A 15,266-nucleotide genomic window follows, 5' to 3' on the forward strand; every position below is an offset into this window, starting at 1 on the left:
AATTAATTATCCACCGAACTCATATTCATTCTGAGAGACGAAAATTGATCGTCCTTGCGGATCAAATCCAACAGGTGCAAACTTGGCTATAGGGACTTCAGTATGATAGATGGAGTCCGCCTTCCAGATCAGAGTCTTTCCGTTGCTTATGAATTGGATGATTTCACCACAGGTTATATTTATTGGACCTTTCTGGGAAAGATCAATTGTTCTGTAGCTCGTAGACTGGACTTCATAGCCGTAGTACGACTTCCCTGTAGGAAAGTAGTCCGCGTTAGCTTGGCCCGCAACAAGCAGCAGGACAGCGGTAGTGAACGGCAGTGCAAATTTCATTACGGTTCCTTTCAAAAAAATTGCCATGAGGCGAACACCTCATGGCAATTACTATAGGCTAGGCAATATTTTAATTGACCGGCTGAATGGTTACGTTTTCGTCATAGTTCAGAAAGCCAATCTCAATTTCCTATCAGAAGGAGTGGCGGATGCCCACTTCTGCACCCGTGGAGCTACCGCCAGCGGCCAGTCCAGCAGCTCCACCCACCAGGCTAAAGTTTGCGCCGCCCTTGTTGGTGACACGTGCAATCGTGCCGTACAGCGCAGTGCGGCGTGACATGTTGTGCACGTAGCCAATAGCGAACTTGTTGGCGTCGCTACCGTTATAGGCGGCCGGGCCTCCGCGCGAGTCTGTACGCACATAGTTGGCACGAATGTAGTCCTTGCCAACGGGAACAGTGACGCCAATTTGCCAGCGGTCCTCAGACCCTACAGCACGCGAGCCATACATACCATAGGGCAAATCATCACGCTGGAAGTAGCCCATCAGGGTTGCCACTCCAAAGTTGTAGGAAGCGGCCGCACCGTATTGCTTGAGCTTTGCGCCCGAGGCGTTGACATCGGTCGCGCCATACGAAACGGACATGCTCAGAGGACCATTGTCATAGGCCAAACGACCCGCGATATGGCGGCCAACGCTGGTCAACGGGTCTTCATCCATGGCATACATCGCCTCAGCCTGCAAACCGTTCCACTTGGGTGAGAAGTACTGGATAGCGTTGTCATGACGATAGTAGGACGCAAACGCACCAGGCATGCGGCTAGTAACGTTTGAACCGGCCAAACCAATCACGTTAAACGGGTCGTACTTGGTCGCATTTTGGGAAGCAGGCGAGAAATCGCGTCCGAGACGAACTTCACCAAAATTGCCCATCAAGCTAATTGTCGATCGACGCTGGAAGAACTTACCAGTCGAACTGAACGTACCGGTATCAGCAGCAATGTCAGATTCAAGCCAGAAACCCGCTTTCAAGCCACCGCCCAGATCCTCAACACCGCGCAGTCCCCAACGACCAGACGCGAGACCACTGTTGTTCATGGTCAGGTTGCTGGGAAGGTTGCTGTTGTTCACGTAACGCGTGTTCACGTCAACGATACCGAACAGTTCGACGGAAGATTGGGCGCTGGCACCGGCAGCCACGCCTGCCAGGGACAGCGCGACTATGTGTTTGAAGTTCATGATCATTTCCTTAAGAAAACTGTTGATTGATGCCTGCTTCGGGCATCAGCAGAAATCGTAAACGTCGCGCGCAAAAATATCGCTGGATGAAAAGGAATGAGTAAGGTTGCGCAAGTCAAATTCGCTGATTTCTAGATTTCACGAACCATGCCACCAACAATCCGAGCTTTCGAGGCCTATGTCCTTATAGTCACCACATATTGTTTGCACGAATATTGCAAATATGTCATTTTTTTGGTTGGAAGTTGCCGGGATTAGTTTGCTAACGTCTTTGATCTAGTAGGAATCGGAATTAGGTTCCTTGATTAATAGCTAACCCGGGGGAGTGTGATGCGGCGCGAGGATCTGCAGCTGAGACAGCTTGCTAAAACAGGAGATATAGAAGCATGTTTGAAGCTGGGGGAAGCATACTTAACAGGCTCACCTGGAATTTCTAAGAATATTTCTATAGGTGTTTCATATCTAAAATCCGCGTTCCCTAAGGCCCAGCAAAGAGCATCTATCTCATTGTCTACTCATCTCTCTTTAAAAGAAATAGTCAAAGAAGACTTGATTTTTGCACTAAAGAATGCAGCAGAAAATGATGAGATTGCGCGGCTCAAGCTTTCCGCGTGGCACTTCTTGCGCTGTGAAGCAGAAATGGGGAAAGTTTGGCTACAGCGCTGTACAACTCAATTGCTTGATAGCACTGACACAAGCCATCAGAAAATTTCTGTAGGCAAGCTACTAAGTTCCTTACATGCGCTTAGGATTATACATCCTACTGACGTTTCTTCCATAATCGCCAGTGAAGCAAGATCGGCTTTAAATGGAAGACAGCCGGATAGGTGCATTCAGATTCTGTCGGTCCTTTCATCCCATAGCTGCTTCGTGCCACTAAACATGACTTTGCATCAGCTCATATGCGACATAGTCGCCTATGCGGAGACATTTAAACACGATTTAGGACATTTGCCAGCTGATTTAATTGAGCAAAGCTTAGAACGATGCTCTGCCGTGGGCGATCTCAAGGCCTGCCATATTCTCGGGAGATCTCTGGCGGGCTACCCATGTGGACATTTGCCCGCAAAGCGTCTTGTCAGAAGCCAAAACTTGAGAAAGTCAGTTGCATTGCTACTGAGATCTGGAGATTCTGGTGTATCTATGGCATGGCTGCACCTCTTTCGAATTTGCTCAGACTACCGTAGTTCGGTTGCTAATCCCACTATGGCTAGATTTTGTCTGGAGAAGGCCGCCAAACACGGAATTGCGGAGGCAGAGCGTTGCCTAGGCGTGATGATTCTTAGGGAGTCTGTGGAGATAGACTCCATGGAGTCTGGGATGAAAATGCTGCACTCTGCAGCAAATAAAGGTGATCCTCTGGCACGATCGCTTCTATGCTCCTTCGTCTTGCCTGTCTTTGGTCCAGAAGATGAAGCCCAAAGTGCCATATCAGAAATACAAGAAATTGCACCTCTCTTGGCGATGAGACTGCGCTTAGCGCGTGCATTTGGCCTAACAAAGCTTGAAGCACTTTCAATGAACATAAACGCTACGATTCGACCGTGGGGTATCGTGCTTGAGAAGAATACTCAAGTTGCAAAAGGTAAGTTGGCTGAGCCTAGAGTGATTCCAGCAACTACTGAGTATGCAATGACCTGCTTGGAAATTGCGGCCAATCTGTTTTCTTCTAAATCACCGGAAAATATCATATTAGAGGGATCTCTTCGAGCAAGATCTCTTCAGCTAAGGCGCCTACTCCAAAAATTACATATCCAAGAGAGGTTTTTCTTTTCTTCCGTTTCATCTCAACAAAGAGAAGCTATTCGATTGGGGACAAAATGGGCGAAGGTGCAAAAAGAGATTATTAAAGAGGTCTTTTAATAATTTGTCCATCTCACAATGCGCATGCTTGTAATTAGGCCTCCGGCAGGAGTTTCGCATTATTTGCGAGATACCTTGCGCGCGCTTGGCTATATTTTCGACGAGTTCAGTGACTATCACTCTGGACTCCGTCATGCTATTAAAAATGAGATAAATTTAATACTTTTTTATGAGAATAAAATTCTCCTGGAAAAATTTAAATTGTTCGCAAAAATTAATACGGATAAATATCTTCCAATGATGATCCTAACAAAAATTAAAGATGGCAAGGATCGAGAAGTGTTCTTCGATAATGGGGTGAAAATAGATCCATCAATCTCAGACCACAGTGAGAGTTTCATAAAAAGAATTGAACAGCTGAAGAGCCGATTGCTTCTTGAGTTCAATAACAAGGAGTGCTATTATTTAGGAGATCTTATTCTTGATCTTTCTAAGCAGCGTGCAGAACGAAAGGGCAAGAGGCTTGATTTAACCAAAGGTGAATTTTCATTGCTGTTGGCATTTATGCGGCGCTCTGGTCAGCTTTTGTCTCGGGAGTCTCTGGCGGCACAGGTTTTGAATAGAGACGGCAATTTTACTAAAAACATGGTGGACGTAGCAGTGCGAAGGTTGCGTAGAAAGCTTGATGATCCTTATGATATCAAACTACTTCATACTCAACGAGGATCGGGCTATATCCTGGAGATTCGCCATGTGAAAGGTAAGTTTGACGAGATGTCTGAAGATTATTAGATAAAAAGAATAATGCATCATTAACTTGCAATTTTTTGCAATTGGATCTTGTCAACCTTAGTTTGAATCTGAGTAGCAATTTTAATGTGTACTGCAGATGCATTGGCGTGATATCTTTGTACATGAATGCATAATCTGCATTCCTGCTTTTAATTTTATGCGGGAAAAATAAGTGGGCGCATTGAGTTAAAGCCAAGTTGTTGTTTCTTTAACGGTGAAGTGCTGCGAGCAGGATGAACGCGGGGACATACTGCAATCGACACCAAGAAGCTCGGCTGCATCGTCAGGTAAGTCATTGAGTGGACTGCTACCGGCGTGACTCGGTTGAAAGTGCATGTGGGCGATGCTTTTTGTGACTATTGATGACCATGCAGGCATAGCCTTCACCACCATGCATCCCGGCGAGAAGAAGCATGAAGCCAGCGCTCCTGCACAATGCGATGGCGTGCCGCGCTGGGTTGGGAATGAGCGTTAAACGCTTGCTGGTTGACAACGGTGCAGCTTTCCCGTCAAAGGCGATTGCTGCTGCTTACAAGGCTTTGGGCGTACAACTCAAGTTCGCCAGATCGAACCAGCCACAAGGCTGAACGATTCATCCAGTTCGCGCTGCTCGAGTGGGCTCTATGGGTGGACGTACCAGACCTCAGCTGAGCGGACCGACGTTCTGGCGTGCTGGCCGTACCATTACAACTGGCACAAACTGCACGCCGGCATCGGTCAAGTCGCTCTGATATCCAGGCTCGAATCCCCAAGCACATCATACCTGGTCACATCTATAGCTCTGTGAGGAGATCTATTCCCCCGTGGTGTTGTATGCATTAGATTTGATACCGGAAGGTGAAAATAATCATAGATTGCCTAAGATAGCACAGTTGGAGAGGTCACGATAAAAGAACAAACTTCAGAAGAATGGGATTTGTGTTCCAATTGGTGCAGTTGAATTAGTGGTTTATAATTGTGAAATAGCTGGAATTCGACAAAGAACACACAATCATATAATTCTTGCTAAATCAGTTTTTCTGCATAGTGAGCTATCTTCCGTAACATGAAATCTGGAGTTTGATCATAATTTCTCAGTCGCTTTCCAGCGACGCGGCAGCCACCACCATAGCGTGAAGATTAGGGTCGCAATCAGTGCCGCAGCTAAGCTACCAACGAAATGGCCAAAGATGGTGGATAGAACAAGCTGTGTGCCTGATATTAGTGCGATCGCAAGCGTTACAGCACCTGCCAGAATTTGGCGTGATGCAAATGTTTTAAAACGAGGTCTGTCAATCAGCGGTCGTATCAATCGATGCTGTACGGCAGTTGCGCTTAGTAATACTAGGCTCGTCACTGCCAAAAGAAATGTCGCTAAGAAGACCCATTTTTCAGTATATGCGATGGCGTTGAATCCCGGCATGAAGGGTACCGTTATCAAAAATGCTGAAAGAAGCTGTGAGCTAGGGAGTAAGACTCGGAGTTCTCCAAGAAGGTCCGTCAAATCTCCATCATCATAGACTTCAAGATCATCTTGATCTATTTTTGTGTGAATGTGTGAAGTATTCATTCCGAGCTATCCTTTTCTTTATTCCTACGTTGATAGTTTTTCTAGAGCGTGTTATGCACATGGCTCAAGCCCACATCAAGGCACCTGCGGCTGAGTGTGGGTGCCGAATCTCCTCGAGTCTTGAACTTCGACGCGAGGTACAGCAAGCACTTGGCGTAGCTCGAGCAGCATAGTTTTGAAATCGTGGACTACTCAGTTTTTAGTTTCACGAGAAGTTTCCCCCTAAATTTTTAGGTGTTCCGTCGCCGGGTCGCGTCCGCGAAGGCATCTCAGCCTTCTCGTGTTCTACGATAGCACTTGATGGACACAGTAGTCGCGGCGATCACCTACTTCTGATTCAGTCATCGGTCTGGGACTGACGAGATAGGTGCTGGCTTGCTCTGCCTTGAGAAACCCATAGACTCATTGAGCGGCGAGGTGCGCGCGCCACTCAGACTGGCTAACACCACTGATCTACGAAGCGTGCGCAGATGATCGCTCCCGCCAATTTCAGCGGTGCTTCGTGGATATCCCGCCGTCGTTCAAAGCGGATTCTCAGTTTGCCAAAGCCTGCAAACCAGCTGTGCGTCCTCTCCACCACCCACCGGTGCTTGCCCAGCCGTGTATTGACCAAGCAGAACCTGCACAGGTCAGGCCGCTAATGCGAATGCTTCAGTGGAGGTCTTCAGGGCTAGCCTCTGTTGAGGCCGGCGGTTGTTGTAAAAGCCGATCCAATCTCCGATGACACAGCTGGCGTGCTGCAATGTCTCGAAGCGACGCCGGCTCCCGCAAAGTCCAAGGACTGCCAGCAAAGGCAGCATACTCGGACAAGCACGATCAGGCGGCGAAACATATTGCGGCGCAGTGTAGTCCAGGCGCTCGGGAAAGCGGGGACGTGCCCCCAAGCTTTACACGTCTTGTATTTCGTGCTGCAGTCCTCCGGCAAGGCGACTGGCGGCCAAGGACAACGCCGCTTAAGCTTTTGGCAGAGATTTGCATATTTTCCGAGGGGAAATTGCTTCGCAGCCGTATAGAGAGATGAACAGCTCCAAAGGAGGTCTGCCATGGTGGACATAGACAAGTGGCTCGCAGATGCAGCCAACCTGACCAAAAATGCCGATGCACCTGTCAATAGCGACAAGGTCTTGCAGCGGATCAGCGCGAGCACCTCGCCCGCGTCCTCAGCTTTGGCACTGGCCAGACACGATGCCCGGTTGGCCATGTTGTGCGCCGCCGTTGCCGCGATAGTGGCCCTCGCCGGGTTGGACTCGATTGCCGCCAAGGCATGGGAGCAGCCCGTGGCCACCTGGATTTCTGCACCGCCGGCGGCCTCGCCGTTCGGCTTGCTCGTGGGGGAATGATGGCCCATCGACTACGACGTTTTGCGTTGGCGACGATTGCTGGGGCTCTGTTCGGCGTCCTGGTGGCCGGGGCGATTGTCATGGTTCGGCACAATGCGCCGCGACCCGAGACGGACCTCCATGAGATGCTGCATCGCGCTGTCCCCCTGGACGCCAATGAAAAGCAAATCCTGGAGACCAAAGAGCAGGCATTCGCGGAGCGGCGCCAGGAGATAGAAAAGCGCTTGCGCGCCGCGAATGGCCAGTTGGCCGAAGCGATCTCCAAAAATCCCTCCTGGTCGCCGGAGGTCGAGTCCGCCATTCGTGAAGTGGAGAAAGCCGCTGGAGATCTGCAGCGCGCCACGCTCGTGCACGTTTTCGAGATGCGGGCCGGACTCAAGCCCGAGCATCGGCCGGCGTACGACAACGTGTTGGTGGAAGCGCTTCGGCGTGGTTCGCAGTGATTGCCTCGGATTCGGACGCTGTGTTGGCCAAGCGCGCGGCGCAAGGCGATCAGCGTGCCTTCAAGGTACTCGTTGACCGTTATGGCGCAGCGGTGACACAGGCCGCGCGCAGCTTTGGCATTCCTGACACCGACATCGATGACGTGACTCAGGAGACTTTTGTGGCTGTGTGGAAGGCCCTGGGCGACTACGATGAATCCCGTCTTTTTCGCGCCTGGCTTTTCGGCATCGCCATGAACAAGATGCGGGATCTGTACCGCTTCCGCAAGGTGCGCAATTTCCTGTTCGGCGCGTTGGATCTGCTCAGCCCGGACACGCCCGAGCAAACGGATCCCGCGCCTGGCCCGGAGCGCGCAACGGCCGCCCGCAGGGAACTGGCCAAAGTGACCCAGACACTCTCTCTGCTGCCGCGTGACCAGCGAGAGGCCATCGTCCTGACCGGTATTGTGGGACTCACCCAGCCCGAGGCCGCAGCCGCCCTGGGCATCACCCTCAAGGCGCTTGAAGGCCGCCTCACTCGGGCGCGCAGCAAGCTGACCCTGCTGATTTCGCGCGGTAGCAGCGCCTGAGCCGATCTCGTTCTGGGCGCGTGGAAGGCGGCACAGGGACGGCACATCTTTGTCGTAAATTTTTTTTGTCTGAGAACGAGGGGGAGATGCGGGCAGCGCCGTATTCCTAGTTGACTCCTCCACAAACGCTGGAGTGCCGACTGCCTGAAAGGAGGCTCGCCATCATTCCCGTTCTCCCCTATCGACGCGCCATCGTGGCGCTTGGCGTGGCCATGTTGAGCGTTACCCATGCGAACGCGGCTGACGCGCCGGTCTATGCACAGTTATTGGCACAGGCACTGTCACAAGCGCCTGCGCTGATGGAGCAACAAGCCAATGTCGGCGCTGCCGCAGCGGATGCGCAACAGTCCAGGGCCTTGCTCAACCCGCGAGTGGACACGCTCTTTGAAAATCTGGGCGCACCGGCCAGCGGCGGCCAAAGCCAGCGCCAAAGTACCTACACCGTTACCCAGCCCCTGGAAGTGTTTGGCAAGCGGGCCGCTCGCATCGAGGCCGGCGAGCGCAATCTCGGATTGGCGCAGACCCGCAGTCACCAGGCCCAGGTCGATTTTGCCGCGGGCCTTGCCGTGGCCTATGCCTCGGTGGAAGCGGCCCAGGCACTACGGCAACTGGCACAGGACGATCTGGCGCGTGCCAAAGACGATCTGGGTGTGGCACAGGCCCAGGTGAAAGCGGGCAAGGAAGCGCAACTGAGGTTGGCGCAGGCCCAGGCGAGCGTGGCGGCCGCGCAGGCGAATACGCAAGCGAGCGCGGCCGACCTCACCCAGGCGTTGGAGCGCCTGTCCGCGCTCGTCGGATCGGACATCGCCTACTCAGGGGTCAGCGGCACGCTGCTGAACGCGGCCAACGACAGTCCTGCCTCGTCGGTACAGGAGGCACCCTCGGTGGTCACCGCCCGTGCGGAGCGCGATGCGCTTCAGGCACAAGTCACCGTCGAGCAAAAAAGGTGGGTGCCTGAAATCGGTATCAGTGCGGGCGTGCGGCGTTATGCCTGGTCCAGCCAAAGCGGTTATGTCGTGGGCGTCAGCGCAACGATTCCTCTGCTCGATCGCAATGCGGGCGGCATTTCTGCCGCCCAGCAGCGCGTCATCGCCGCCGAGTCCCGGCTGGAGGAAGCTCGCTTGCTGGCTCAGGCCAATCTGCGCACGGCGTTGGCGCAAGTGCAGGCGGCCGACCAGCGGTTGACGGCGGCATCGACGGGCGAGGCCGCGGCGAATGAAGCATATCGGCTCGGCCGCGTTGGCTACGAAGCGGGCAAAACCTCCCTGGTGGAACTGCTCGTGATCCGCCGCGCCCTGTCGGAGGCACGCGGATCCACCATTGGCGCGCGTCTGGCGCGCGTACGCGCATTGTCGGCAATGGCGCAGGCGGAAGGGCGCCTGGCCTTCGGAGAAGAAATCAAATGACTGAGAACCGTCGTACTACCCCCTGGCTGCTGGTCGCTGGAGTCGCCAGTGCCGCCGCCGCAATCGGCTTTGGCGCAGCCCAGATCGGAAAGTCTGCGCCCGCGGTCGCGCCTGCCGCTGCGATTGCCTCGGCGCCGACCCCTGCTCCCGCGTCGGATGCACCCGCTGGCGTGGTTCAAATACCGGATGACTATCTTCAGGCCGCGGGCATCACAGTGGAAGCGATCACGCCTGGCGATGTGGCCCTGGAGATTCTCGCTCCGGCCACCGTGACGGCGGCGCCAGGCGGCGAGGCCGTTCTGGTGGCGCGCGCGACCGGAACGATTCAGCGCGTGGCACGGCGGTTGGGCGATGCGGTGAAGGCAGGCGACGTGCTCGCGACCGTCGATAGTCTGGACGCTACAACCATGGCGGCGGACCGTCGCGTCGCCCAGGCCAAGGCCGATCTGGCCCGCAAATCCTATGCGCGCGAACTCGAACTCTTCCAGCAGGGCGTGACGCCCCGCCAGGACATGGACGCCGCCAAAGCGGGGCTGGATGTGGCCGAGGCCGAGTCGCAGCGTGCGAGCTCCGTGGCGCGCGCCGCCCAGGTCTCGGAGGATGGGCGTGCCGTTGCCGTGGTGAGCCCGATTTCCGGCAGTGTCACCGCGGTGAATGCGGTGGTCGGGGCCTATGTGGCGCCCAACACCGAGCTGTTTCGCGTGGCCGCTCCCGGTGCGCTACAGATCGAGGCCGCTGTGACGCCGGCCGAGGCCGGGCGCATTGCCGTCGGCGAGCTGGCCACCATCATCCCTTCCAGTGGCAACCCCATTGCCGCCATCGTGCGTTCCATCACGCCCACCGCGAGCAACGCCTCGCGCGCGGCCACGGTCGTGCTGACGCCCAGCGAGCCCAAGGTGGCCCTGGTGGTGGGCGAGGGCGTTCAAGTCAGGCTGCATGCCCGCAATGGAGGATCTTCCGGCCTGACCGTGCCAGAAAGCGCGGTCCAGAATCTGGATGGGCGCGATGTGCTGTTCGTCAAGACGGACCAGGGCTTTCGTGCCCAGCCCGTGCTGATCGGCGCGCGTAGCGGCGGCGTGGCCCAGGTGATTTCAGGCGCAGCAGCCGGTGACCGTGTTGCCACGCGCAATGCATTCCTGGTCAAGGCGCAGGCCAAGAAGAACGCCGGAGACGACGAATGATCAACGCAATCCTCTCCGCATCGGTCAGGCAGCGCTGGTTGGTGCTGTTTCTGACCTTGGTGCTGGCGGTGTTCGGTGGCTGGCAGCTCAACCTGCTGCCGATCGACGTGACGCCGGACATCACGAACAAGCAGGTTCAGATCAACACGGTCGTGCCCACGCTGAGCCCCGTGGAAGTCGAAAAGCGTGTGACCTATCCCATCGAGACCGCGTTGGCGGGCCTCAATGGTGTCGAACGCACACGGTCTTTTTCCCGCAATGGCTTCAGTCAGGTCACGGCCATCTTCAAGGAAGATGCCGATCTGTATTTCATGCGGCAGCAGGTGTCCGAGCGCTTGGCTCAGGCGCGGGCCAGCCTGCCCGATGGCGCTGAGCCGCGCATGGGGCCGGTGTCCACCGGCCTGGGCGAGGTGTTCCACTACAGCGTGGAGTTCGAGCATCCCGAAGGCAAGGGCGCCACCGCCAAGGACGGCGAACCGGGCTGGCAAAGTGATGGCAGCTTCCTCACCGACGAAGGCGAGAGGCTCAAGGATCGCGTCTCCAAGCTCGCGTACTTGCGCACGGTGCAGGACTGGATCGTCAGGCCCCAGTTGCGCACCACAACAGGCGTGGCCGATGTGGACTCGCTGGGCGGCTATGTCAAGGAGTTCCTGGTGGAGCCGGACGCGGCCAAGCTGGCTGCCTTCGGCATTTCCTATGCCGATGTGAACCGTGCGCTGGAGGACGCCAACCTCTCGGTGGGGGCCAACTACATCCAGCGCTCGGGCGAGTCCTACCTGGTGCGTGCCGATGCGCGCATACGCACCGTCGATGAGATCGCACGCGCCGTGGTGGCACAGCGCCAGGGGGTTCCTGTCACCATCGGGCAGGTGGCCAAGGTCAGCGTGGGCGGCGAACTGCGCACCGGTGCAGCCAGCCGCGATGGTCAGGAAACCGTGGTGGGCAGTGCCCTCATGCTGGTGGGCGCGAACAGCCGTACCGTGGCGCAGGCCGTGGGAGACAAGCTCAAGGAGATTTCCAAGACCATGCCGCCGGGCGTGGTCATTGTCCCGACCCTGGACCGTTCTCAGCTCGTTGTGGCGACCGTGACCACGGTGGCGCGCAATCTGACCGAGGGCGCCGTGCTGGTGGTCGTCATCCTGTTCGCCTTGCTGGGCAACTGGCGTGCTGCGGTGATTGCCGCCATGGTCATTCCCCTGTCCCTGCTGTTCAGCGCGATCGGCATGAACTCCTTGCACATCTCCGGCAATCTGATGAGCCTGGGTGCGCTGGATTTCGGCCTGATCATCGACGGCGCCGTCATCATCGTGGAGAACGCATTGCGCCGGTTGGCCCACAGGCAGCAGCAGGAGGGACGGCTGCTGACCTTGTCGGAGCGCCTGGATGAGGTCATCGCCTCATCGAAGGAAATGGTCAAGCCGACCGTCTATGGCCAGTTGGTGATTTTCCTGGTGTTTCTGCCTTGTCTGACCTTCCAGGGCGTGGAGGGCAAGATGTTCTCGCCCATGGTGATCACGCTCATGCTGGCCCTGGCTTCCGCCTTCGTGCTGTCGCTGACCTTCGTGCCCGCGATGATCGCCGTGCTGCTGCGCAAGGAGATCGCGGAGAAGGAAGTCAAGATCATCGTTGCCACCAAGCAGCGCTATCGCCCTCTGCTCACACGGGCCGTTCAGAACCCCATGCCTTTCGTGGGCGCTGGCGTCGCGGTACTGGCCCTGGCCGCATTTGCCTTCACCTTCGTGGGCCGCGAGTTCATGCCCACGCTCGATGAGCAAAACCTGAACCTGTCGTCGGTCCGTATTCCATCGACCTCCATCGAGCAGTCGGCGGCCATCGATCTGCCGCTGGAGCGCGCCGTGCTGAGCCTGCCGGAAGTCAAGACCGTGTACTCCAAGGCCGGTACGGCCAGCCTGGCGGCCGATCCGATGCCGCCCAATGCGTCGGACAACTACATCATCCTCAAACCCAAGGATGAATGGCCCGAAGGCGTGACGACCAAGGAGCAGGTGGTGGAGCGCATCCGCGAGAAAACGGCGTTTCTTGTCGGCAACAACTACGACGTGACACAGCCCATCGAGATGCGCTTCAACGAGCTCATCGGCGGCGTGCGCAGCGACGTGGCCGTCAAGATCTACGGCGAAGATCTCGATCAGCTTGCCGCCAGCGCTCAGCGCGTGGCGTCGGTGCTGCGCAAGACGCCGGGCTCCTCGGACGTGCGCGTGGCCCAGACCACCGGCTTTCCGACCTTCGATATCAGCTTTGATCGTGCGGCCATTGCGCGCTACGGCCTGACGGTCAAGGAAGTCGCCGATACCGTCGCCACCGCGCTGGCAGGCAAGCCTGCGGGCCAGGTCTTCGAAGGGGACCGCCGCTTCGATATCGTCGTGCGCCTGCCGGGCGAGCAGCGCGGCAATCTCGACGTGCTGGGCGCGCTGCCCGTGATGTTGCCCGAGGTCTCCGGTCAGCCGCGTGCCTCGGTGCCGCTGCGCCAACTGGTGCAGTTCCGATTCACCCAAGGACTGAACGAAGTCAGCCGCGACAACGGCAAGCGGCGCATCTATGTGGAAGCCAACGTTGTCGGTCGTGATCTGGGCAGCTTTGTCGACGACGCCGCAGCCCGGATCGCACAGGAAGTCAAACTGCCTTCCGGATCCTGGATCGAGTGGGGCGGGCAGTTCCAGAACCTGCAAGCGGCCACCAAGCGCCTGGCCATCATCGTGCCTGCCTGCTTCGTGCTGATTGCCGCGGCGCTGTACATGGCGATCGGCAACGTCGCGCTGACCGCCACGGTGCTGACAGCCGTCCCCCTGGCCTTGGCTGGCGGCGTCTTCGCCCTGGCCCTGCGTGGCATCCCGTTCTCCATTTCGGCGTCGGTGGGGTTCATCGCGGTCTCGGGCGTCGCGGTGTTGAACGGCCTGGTGCTGATCTCCGCCATTCGATCGCGCCTGGAAGAGGGGTTGAGTGCCAATGTGGCCGTCATCGAAGGGGCGATGGAACGCGTGCGCCCGGTGCTCATGACGGCACTGGTTGCATCACTGGGCTTCGTGCCCATGGCGATCGGTACAGGGACGGGGGCTGAAGTGCAACGTCCGCTGGCCACTGTGGTGATTGGCGGCTTGATCACGGCGACCATACTGACGCTGTTTGTGCTGCCGGCGGTTTGCGGCATGGTGCTGAGAAGGCGCGAGCGTGAACAGCCGCAGGCTTCGCCGGTCCCGGCTTCGCTGTAACCGGGTGATGCCACCAAGAGACGCTGTATCCCCTTGAGGAGCCACTGATGCTGGAAGTATTAGCCAACCGTACCTACCGCCACCTGTTCCTGGCGCAAGTCATTGCGCTGGTCGGAACCGGGCTCGCGACCGTGGCGCTGGGTTTGCTCGCCTATGACATCGCCGGCCCCAATGCGGGCAGCGTTCTGGGCACTGCGCTGGCCATCAAGATGGTGGCCTATGTGGGCATCGCGCCGGTCGTGGGTGCTTTCGCCAACCGTCTGCCGCGGCGCGCCTTCCTGGTCGCGATGGACTTGGTGCGCGCAGCGGTGGCGGTTTCACTGCCCTTCGTCAGCGAGGTGTGGCAGGTCTACCTCCTCATCTTCCTATTGCAGTCCGCTTCGGCAGCCTTCACCCCCACGTTCCAGGCGACGATTCCGGACGTCCTGCCCGAAGAAAAGGACTACACGCGCGCGCTCTCCCTGTCCCGGCTGGCCTATGACATGGAAAGCCTGCTGAGCCCGATGCTCGCCGCGGCGCTGCTGACCGTGATTTCCTTCCACGGGCTTTTCGCCGGCACCGTGGTGGGCTTTCTCTGTTCGGCCATCTTGGTGGTATCGGTCACGCTGCCCCAGGCCAAGGCGGTGGTTGTGCGTGGCGGCATCTACGCCAAAACCTTCCGAGGGATGTCCATCTATCTGCGCACGCCACGCTTGCGCGGCCTGCTCGCCCTGAATCTGGCTGCGGCAGCGGCCAGCGCCATGGTGATCGTCAACACCGTGGTCTATGTCCAGAGCAAACTTCAGCGGCCGAGCACCGATGTACCGTTCGCGCTGGCAGCCTTTGGCGGGGGATCGATGCTGATGGCACTGTGGCTGCCAAAGATCCTGGAAAAGCGGCCCGACCGGCCCGCCATGCTTTTCGGCGCAAGCCTCATGGGCGCCGGCCTGTTGGCCGGACTGCTGGTCTCCACCATGGGGGCAGGCTACGAATGGCCCGCATTCCTCATGCTGTGGTTCATCATCGGCCATGGCTACTCCATGACGCTCACGCCCAGTGGGCGACTGCTGCGGCGCTCGGCCGCGGCCGAAGACCGTCCCGCGGTATTCGCCGCGCAGTTTTCGCTGTCGCATGCCTGCTGGCTGATCACCTATCCCCTGGCGGGCCAACTGGGCGCCAGATTTGGCATGCCCGCTGCCTTCGCTGCGCTGGCCGTTGTCACCGTCATCGGCGTGGCGCTCGCGTGGAAGCTGTGGCCGCAAGACGACGAAGATGAGATCGGGCATGAGCATCCGGAGGATCCGGCATGGGACCAGCATCTGAAGGAAGGCATGCCGCTTGGAAAGCGCAAGCACAGTCATGTGTTTGCCATTGACGATCTGCATCCACGCTGGCCCGACGCTCACTGAGCGATATTCCGCGCATCTCGTATCTCGTCGTGGATATAAGAAAACTTCCTTT

The 15,266-nt window shown here is 57.3% G+C and carries 13 protein-coding genes and 1 pseudogene; 10 read left to right on the forward strand and 4 right to left on the reverse strand.

The window, feature by feature from the left end:
* Window positions 1-6 precede the first annotated feature (6 nt).
* Together ACFPFG_RS22205 and ACFPFG_RS22210 are read right to left on the reverse strand one after the other, a co-directional pair.
* Entirely contained in the window at window positions 7-333 is a 327-nt protein-coding gene (locus ACFPFG_RS22205) for a CzcE family metal-binding protein (RefSeq protein ID WP_080945292.1), read from the reverse strand.
* A gap of 133 nt (window positions 334-466) precedes the next feature.
* A complete protein-coding gene (locus ACFPFG_RS22210) occupies window positions 467-1,513 on the reverse strand; it encodes a porin (protein ID WP_046238786.1) in 1,047 nt (348 codons plus the stop codon).
* 330 nt (window positions 1,514-1,843) lie between these two features.
* Here ACFPFG_RS22210 and ACFPFG_RS22215 point away from each other — a divergent pair, with 330 nt between their 5' ends.
* The 3 genes from ACFPFG_RS22215 (at window position 1,844) to ACFPFG_RS22225 (ending at window position 4,695) form a co-directional block, all read left to right on the forward strand.
* Complete coding sequence (locus ACFPFG_RS22215; protein WP_154833413.1) at window positions 1,844-3,376, forward strand: SEL1-like repeat protein; 1,533 nt, start codon at window positions 1,844-1,846, stop codon at window positions 3,374-3,376.
* Between the two features lie 18 nt (window positions 3,377-3,394).
* Window positions 3,395-4,108 carry a winged helix-turn-helix domain-containing protein gene (locus ACFPFG_RS22220; protein WP_338499625.1) on the forward strand — a complete coding sequence of 238 codons (714 nt, stop codon included), beginning with the start codon at window positions 3,395-3,397 and terminating at the stop codon, window positions 4,106-4,108.
* A gap of 413 nt (window positions 4,109-4,521) precedes the next feature.
* Window positions 4,522-4,695 carry a DDE-type integrase/transposase/recombinase gene (locus ACFPFG_RS22225; protein WP_128422649.1) on the forward strand — a complete coding sequence of 58 codons (174 nt, stop codon included), beginning with the start codon at window positions 4,522-4,524 and terminating at the stop codon, window positions 4,693-4,695.
* Between the two features lie 476 nt (window positions 4,696-5,171).
* On the opposite strand, the gene ACFPFG_RS22230 is transcribed toward ACFPFG_RS22225, so the two are convergent.
* Window positions 5,172-5,657 (reverse strand): DUF6328 family protein, encoded by a 486-nt coding sequence (locus ACFPFG_RS22230; protein ID WP_046238789.1) that lies wholly within the window; start codon window positions 5,655-5,657, stop codon window positions 5,172-5,174.
* A gap of 439 nt (window positions 5,658-6,096) precedes the next feature.
* A pseudogene (locus tag ACFPFG_RS22235) lies at window positions 6,097-6,255 on the reverse strand (IS5/IS1182 family transposase); the annotation flags it as partial.
* A 445-nt stretch (window positions 6,256-6,700) separates the two neighbouring features.
* Here ACFPFG_RS22235 and ACFPFG_RS22240 point away from each other — a divergent pair.
* From ACFPFG_RS22240 to ACFPFG_RS22270, 7 genes are all read left to right on the forward strand, one after another.
* Window positions 6,701-6,997, forward strand: a complete 297-nt coding sequence (locus ACFPFG_RS22240) for a CnrY/NccY family anti-sigma factor (protein ID WP_046238791.1) — start codon at window positions 6,701-6,703, stop codon at window positions 6,995-6,997.
* Window positions 6,994-7,440, forward strand: a complete 447-nt coding sequence (locus ACFPFG_RS22245) for a periplasmic heavy metal sensor (protein WP_046238792.1) — start codon at window positions 6,994-6,996, stop codon at window positions 7,438-7,440. The genes ACFPFG_RS22240 and ACFPFG_RS22245 overlap by 4 nt, the downstream gene beginning before the upstream one ends.
* A gap of 20 nt (window positions 7,441-7,460) precedes the next feature.
* Window positions 7,461-8,009, forward strand: a complete 549-nt coding sequence (locus ACFPFG_RS22250; RefSeq protein ID WP_046238812.1) for an RNA polymerase sigma factor — start codon at window positions 7,461-7,463, stop codon at window positions 8,007-8,009.
* 212 nt (window positions 8,010-8,221) lie between these two features.
* The gene (locus ACFPFG_RS22255) at window positions 8,222-9,415 is read left to right on the forward strand and encodes a TolC family protein (protein ID WP_088165682.1); all 1,194 of its coding nucleotides are present in this window, start codon (window positions 8,222-8,224) and stop codon (window positions 9,413-9,415) included.
* Window positions 9,412-10,596 (forward strand): efflux RND transporter periplasmic adaptor subunit, encoded by a 1,185-nt coding sequence (locus ACFPFG_RS22260; protein ID WP_046238793.1) that lies wholly within the window; start codon window positions 9,412-9,414, stop codon window positions 10,594-10,596. Before ACFPFG_RS22255 ends, ACFPFG_RS22260 begins: the two co-directional genes overlap by 4 nt.
* Window positions 10,593-13,826, forward strand: coding sequence for a CusA/CzcA family heavy metal efflux RND transporter (locus ACFPFG_RS22265; protein WP_046238794.1), 3,234 nt, complete (start codon window positions 10,593-10,595; stop codon window positions 13,824-13,826). The genes ACFPFG_RS22260 and ACFPFG_RS22265 overlap by 4 nt, the downstream gene beginning before the upstream one ends.
* Window positions 13,827-13,873: 47 nt before the next feature.
* Window positions 13,874-15,214: an MFS transporter gene (locus ACFPFG_RS22270; protein WP_046986836.1), complete on the forward strand. Its 1,341-nt coding sequence runs from the start codon at window positions 13,874-13,876 to the stop codon at window positions 15,212-15,214.
* Window positions 15,215-15,266: the final 52 nt, after the last annotated feature.

Origin of the sequence: Delftia deserti, assembly GCF_042653485.1 — a bacterium.
Lineage (GTDB): Bacteria > Pseudomonadota > Gammaproteobacteria > Burkholderiales > Burkholderiaceae_C > Comamonas > Comamonas acidovorans.

Coding starts and splice junctions, on each gene's coding strand:
- ACFPFG_RS22215 (WP_154833413.1), top strand. CDS start 1,844: ATGCGGCGCGAGGATCTGCAGCTGAGACAGCTTGCTAAAACAGGAGAT.
- ACFPFG_RS22260 (WP_046238793.1), top strand. CDS start 9,412: ATGACTGAGAACCGTCGTACTACCCCCTGGCTGCTGGTCGCTGGAGTC.
- ACFPFG_RS22245 (WP_046238792.1), top strand. CDS start 6,994: ATGATGGCCCATCGACTACGACGTTTTGCGTTGGCGACGATTGCTGGG.
- ACFPFG_RS22220 (WP_338499625.1), top strand. CDS start 3,395: ATGCGCATGCTTGTAATTAGGCCTCCGGCAGGAGTTTCGCATTATTTG.
- ACFPFG_RS22255 (WP_088165682.1), top strand. CDS start 8,222: ATGTTGAGCGTTACCCATGCGAACGCGGCTGACGCGCCGGTCTATGCA.
- ACFPFG_RS22240 (WP_046238791.1), top strand. CDS start 6,701: ATGGTGGACATAGACAAGTGGCTCGCAGATGCAGCCAACCTGACCAAA.
- ACFPFG_RS22210 (WP_046238786.1), bottom strand. CDS start 1,513: ATGAACTTCAAACACATAGTCGCGCTGTCCCTGGCAGGCGTGGCTGCC.
- ACFPFG_RS22265 (WP_046238794.1), top strand. CDS start 10,593: ATGATCAACGCAATCCTCTCCGCATCGGTCAGGCAGCGCTGGTTGGTG.
- ACFPFG_RS22205 (WP_080945292.1), bottom strand. CDS start 333: ATGAAATTTGCACTGCCGTTCACTACCGCTGTCCTGCTGCTTGTTGCG.
- ACFPFG_RS22225 (WP_128422649.1), top strand. CDS start 4,522: ATGAAGCCAGCGCTCCTGCACAATGCGATGGCGTGCCGCGCTGGGTTG.
- ACFPFG_RS22270 (WP_046986836.1), top strand. CDS start 13,874: ATGCTGGAAGTATTAGCCAACCGTACCTACCGCCACCTGTTCCTGGCG.
- ACFPFG_RS22230 (WP_046238789.1), bottom strand. CDS start 5,657: ATGAATACTTCACACATTCACACAAAAATAGATCAAGATGATCTTGAA.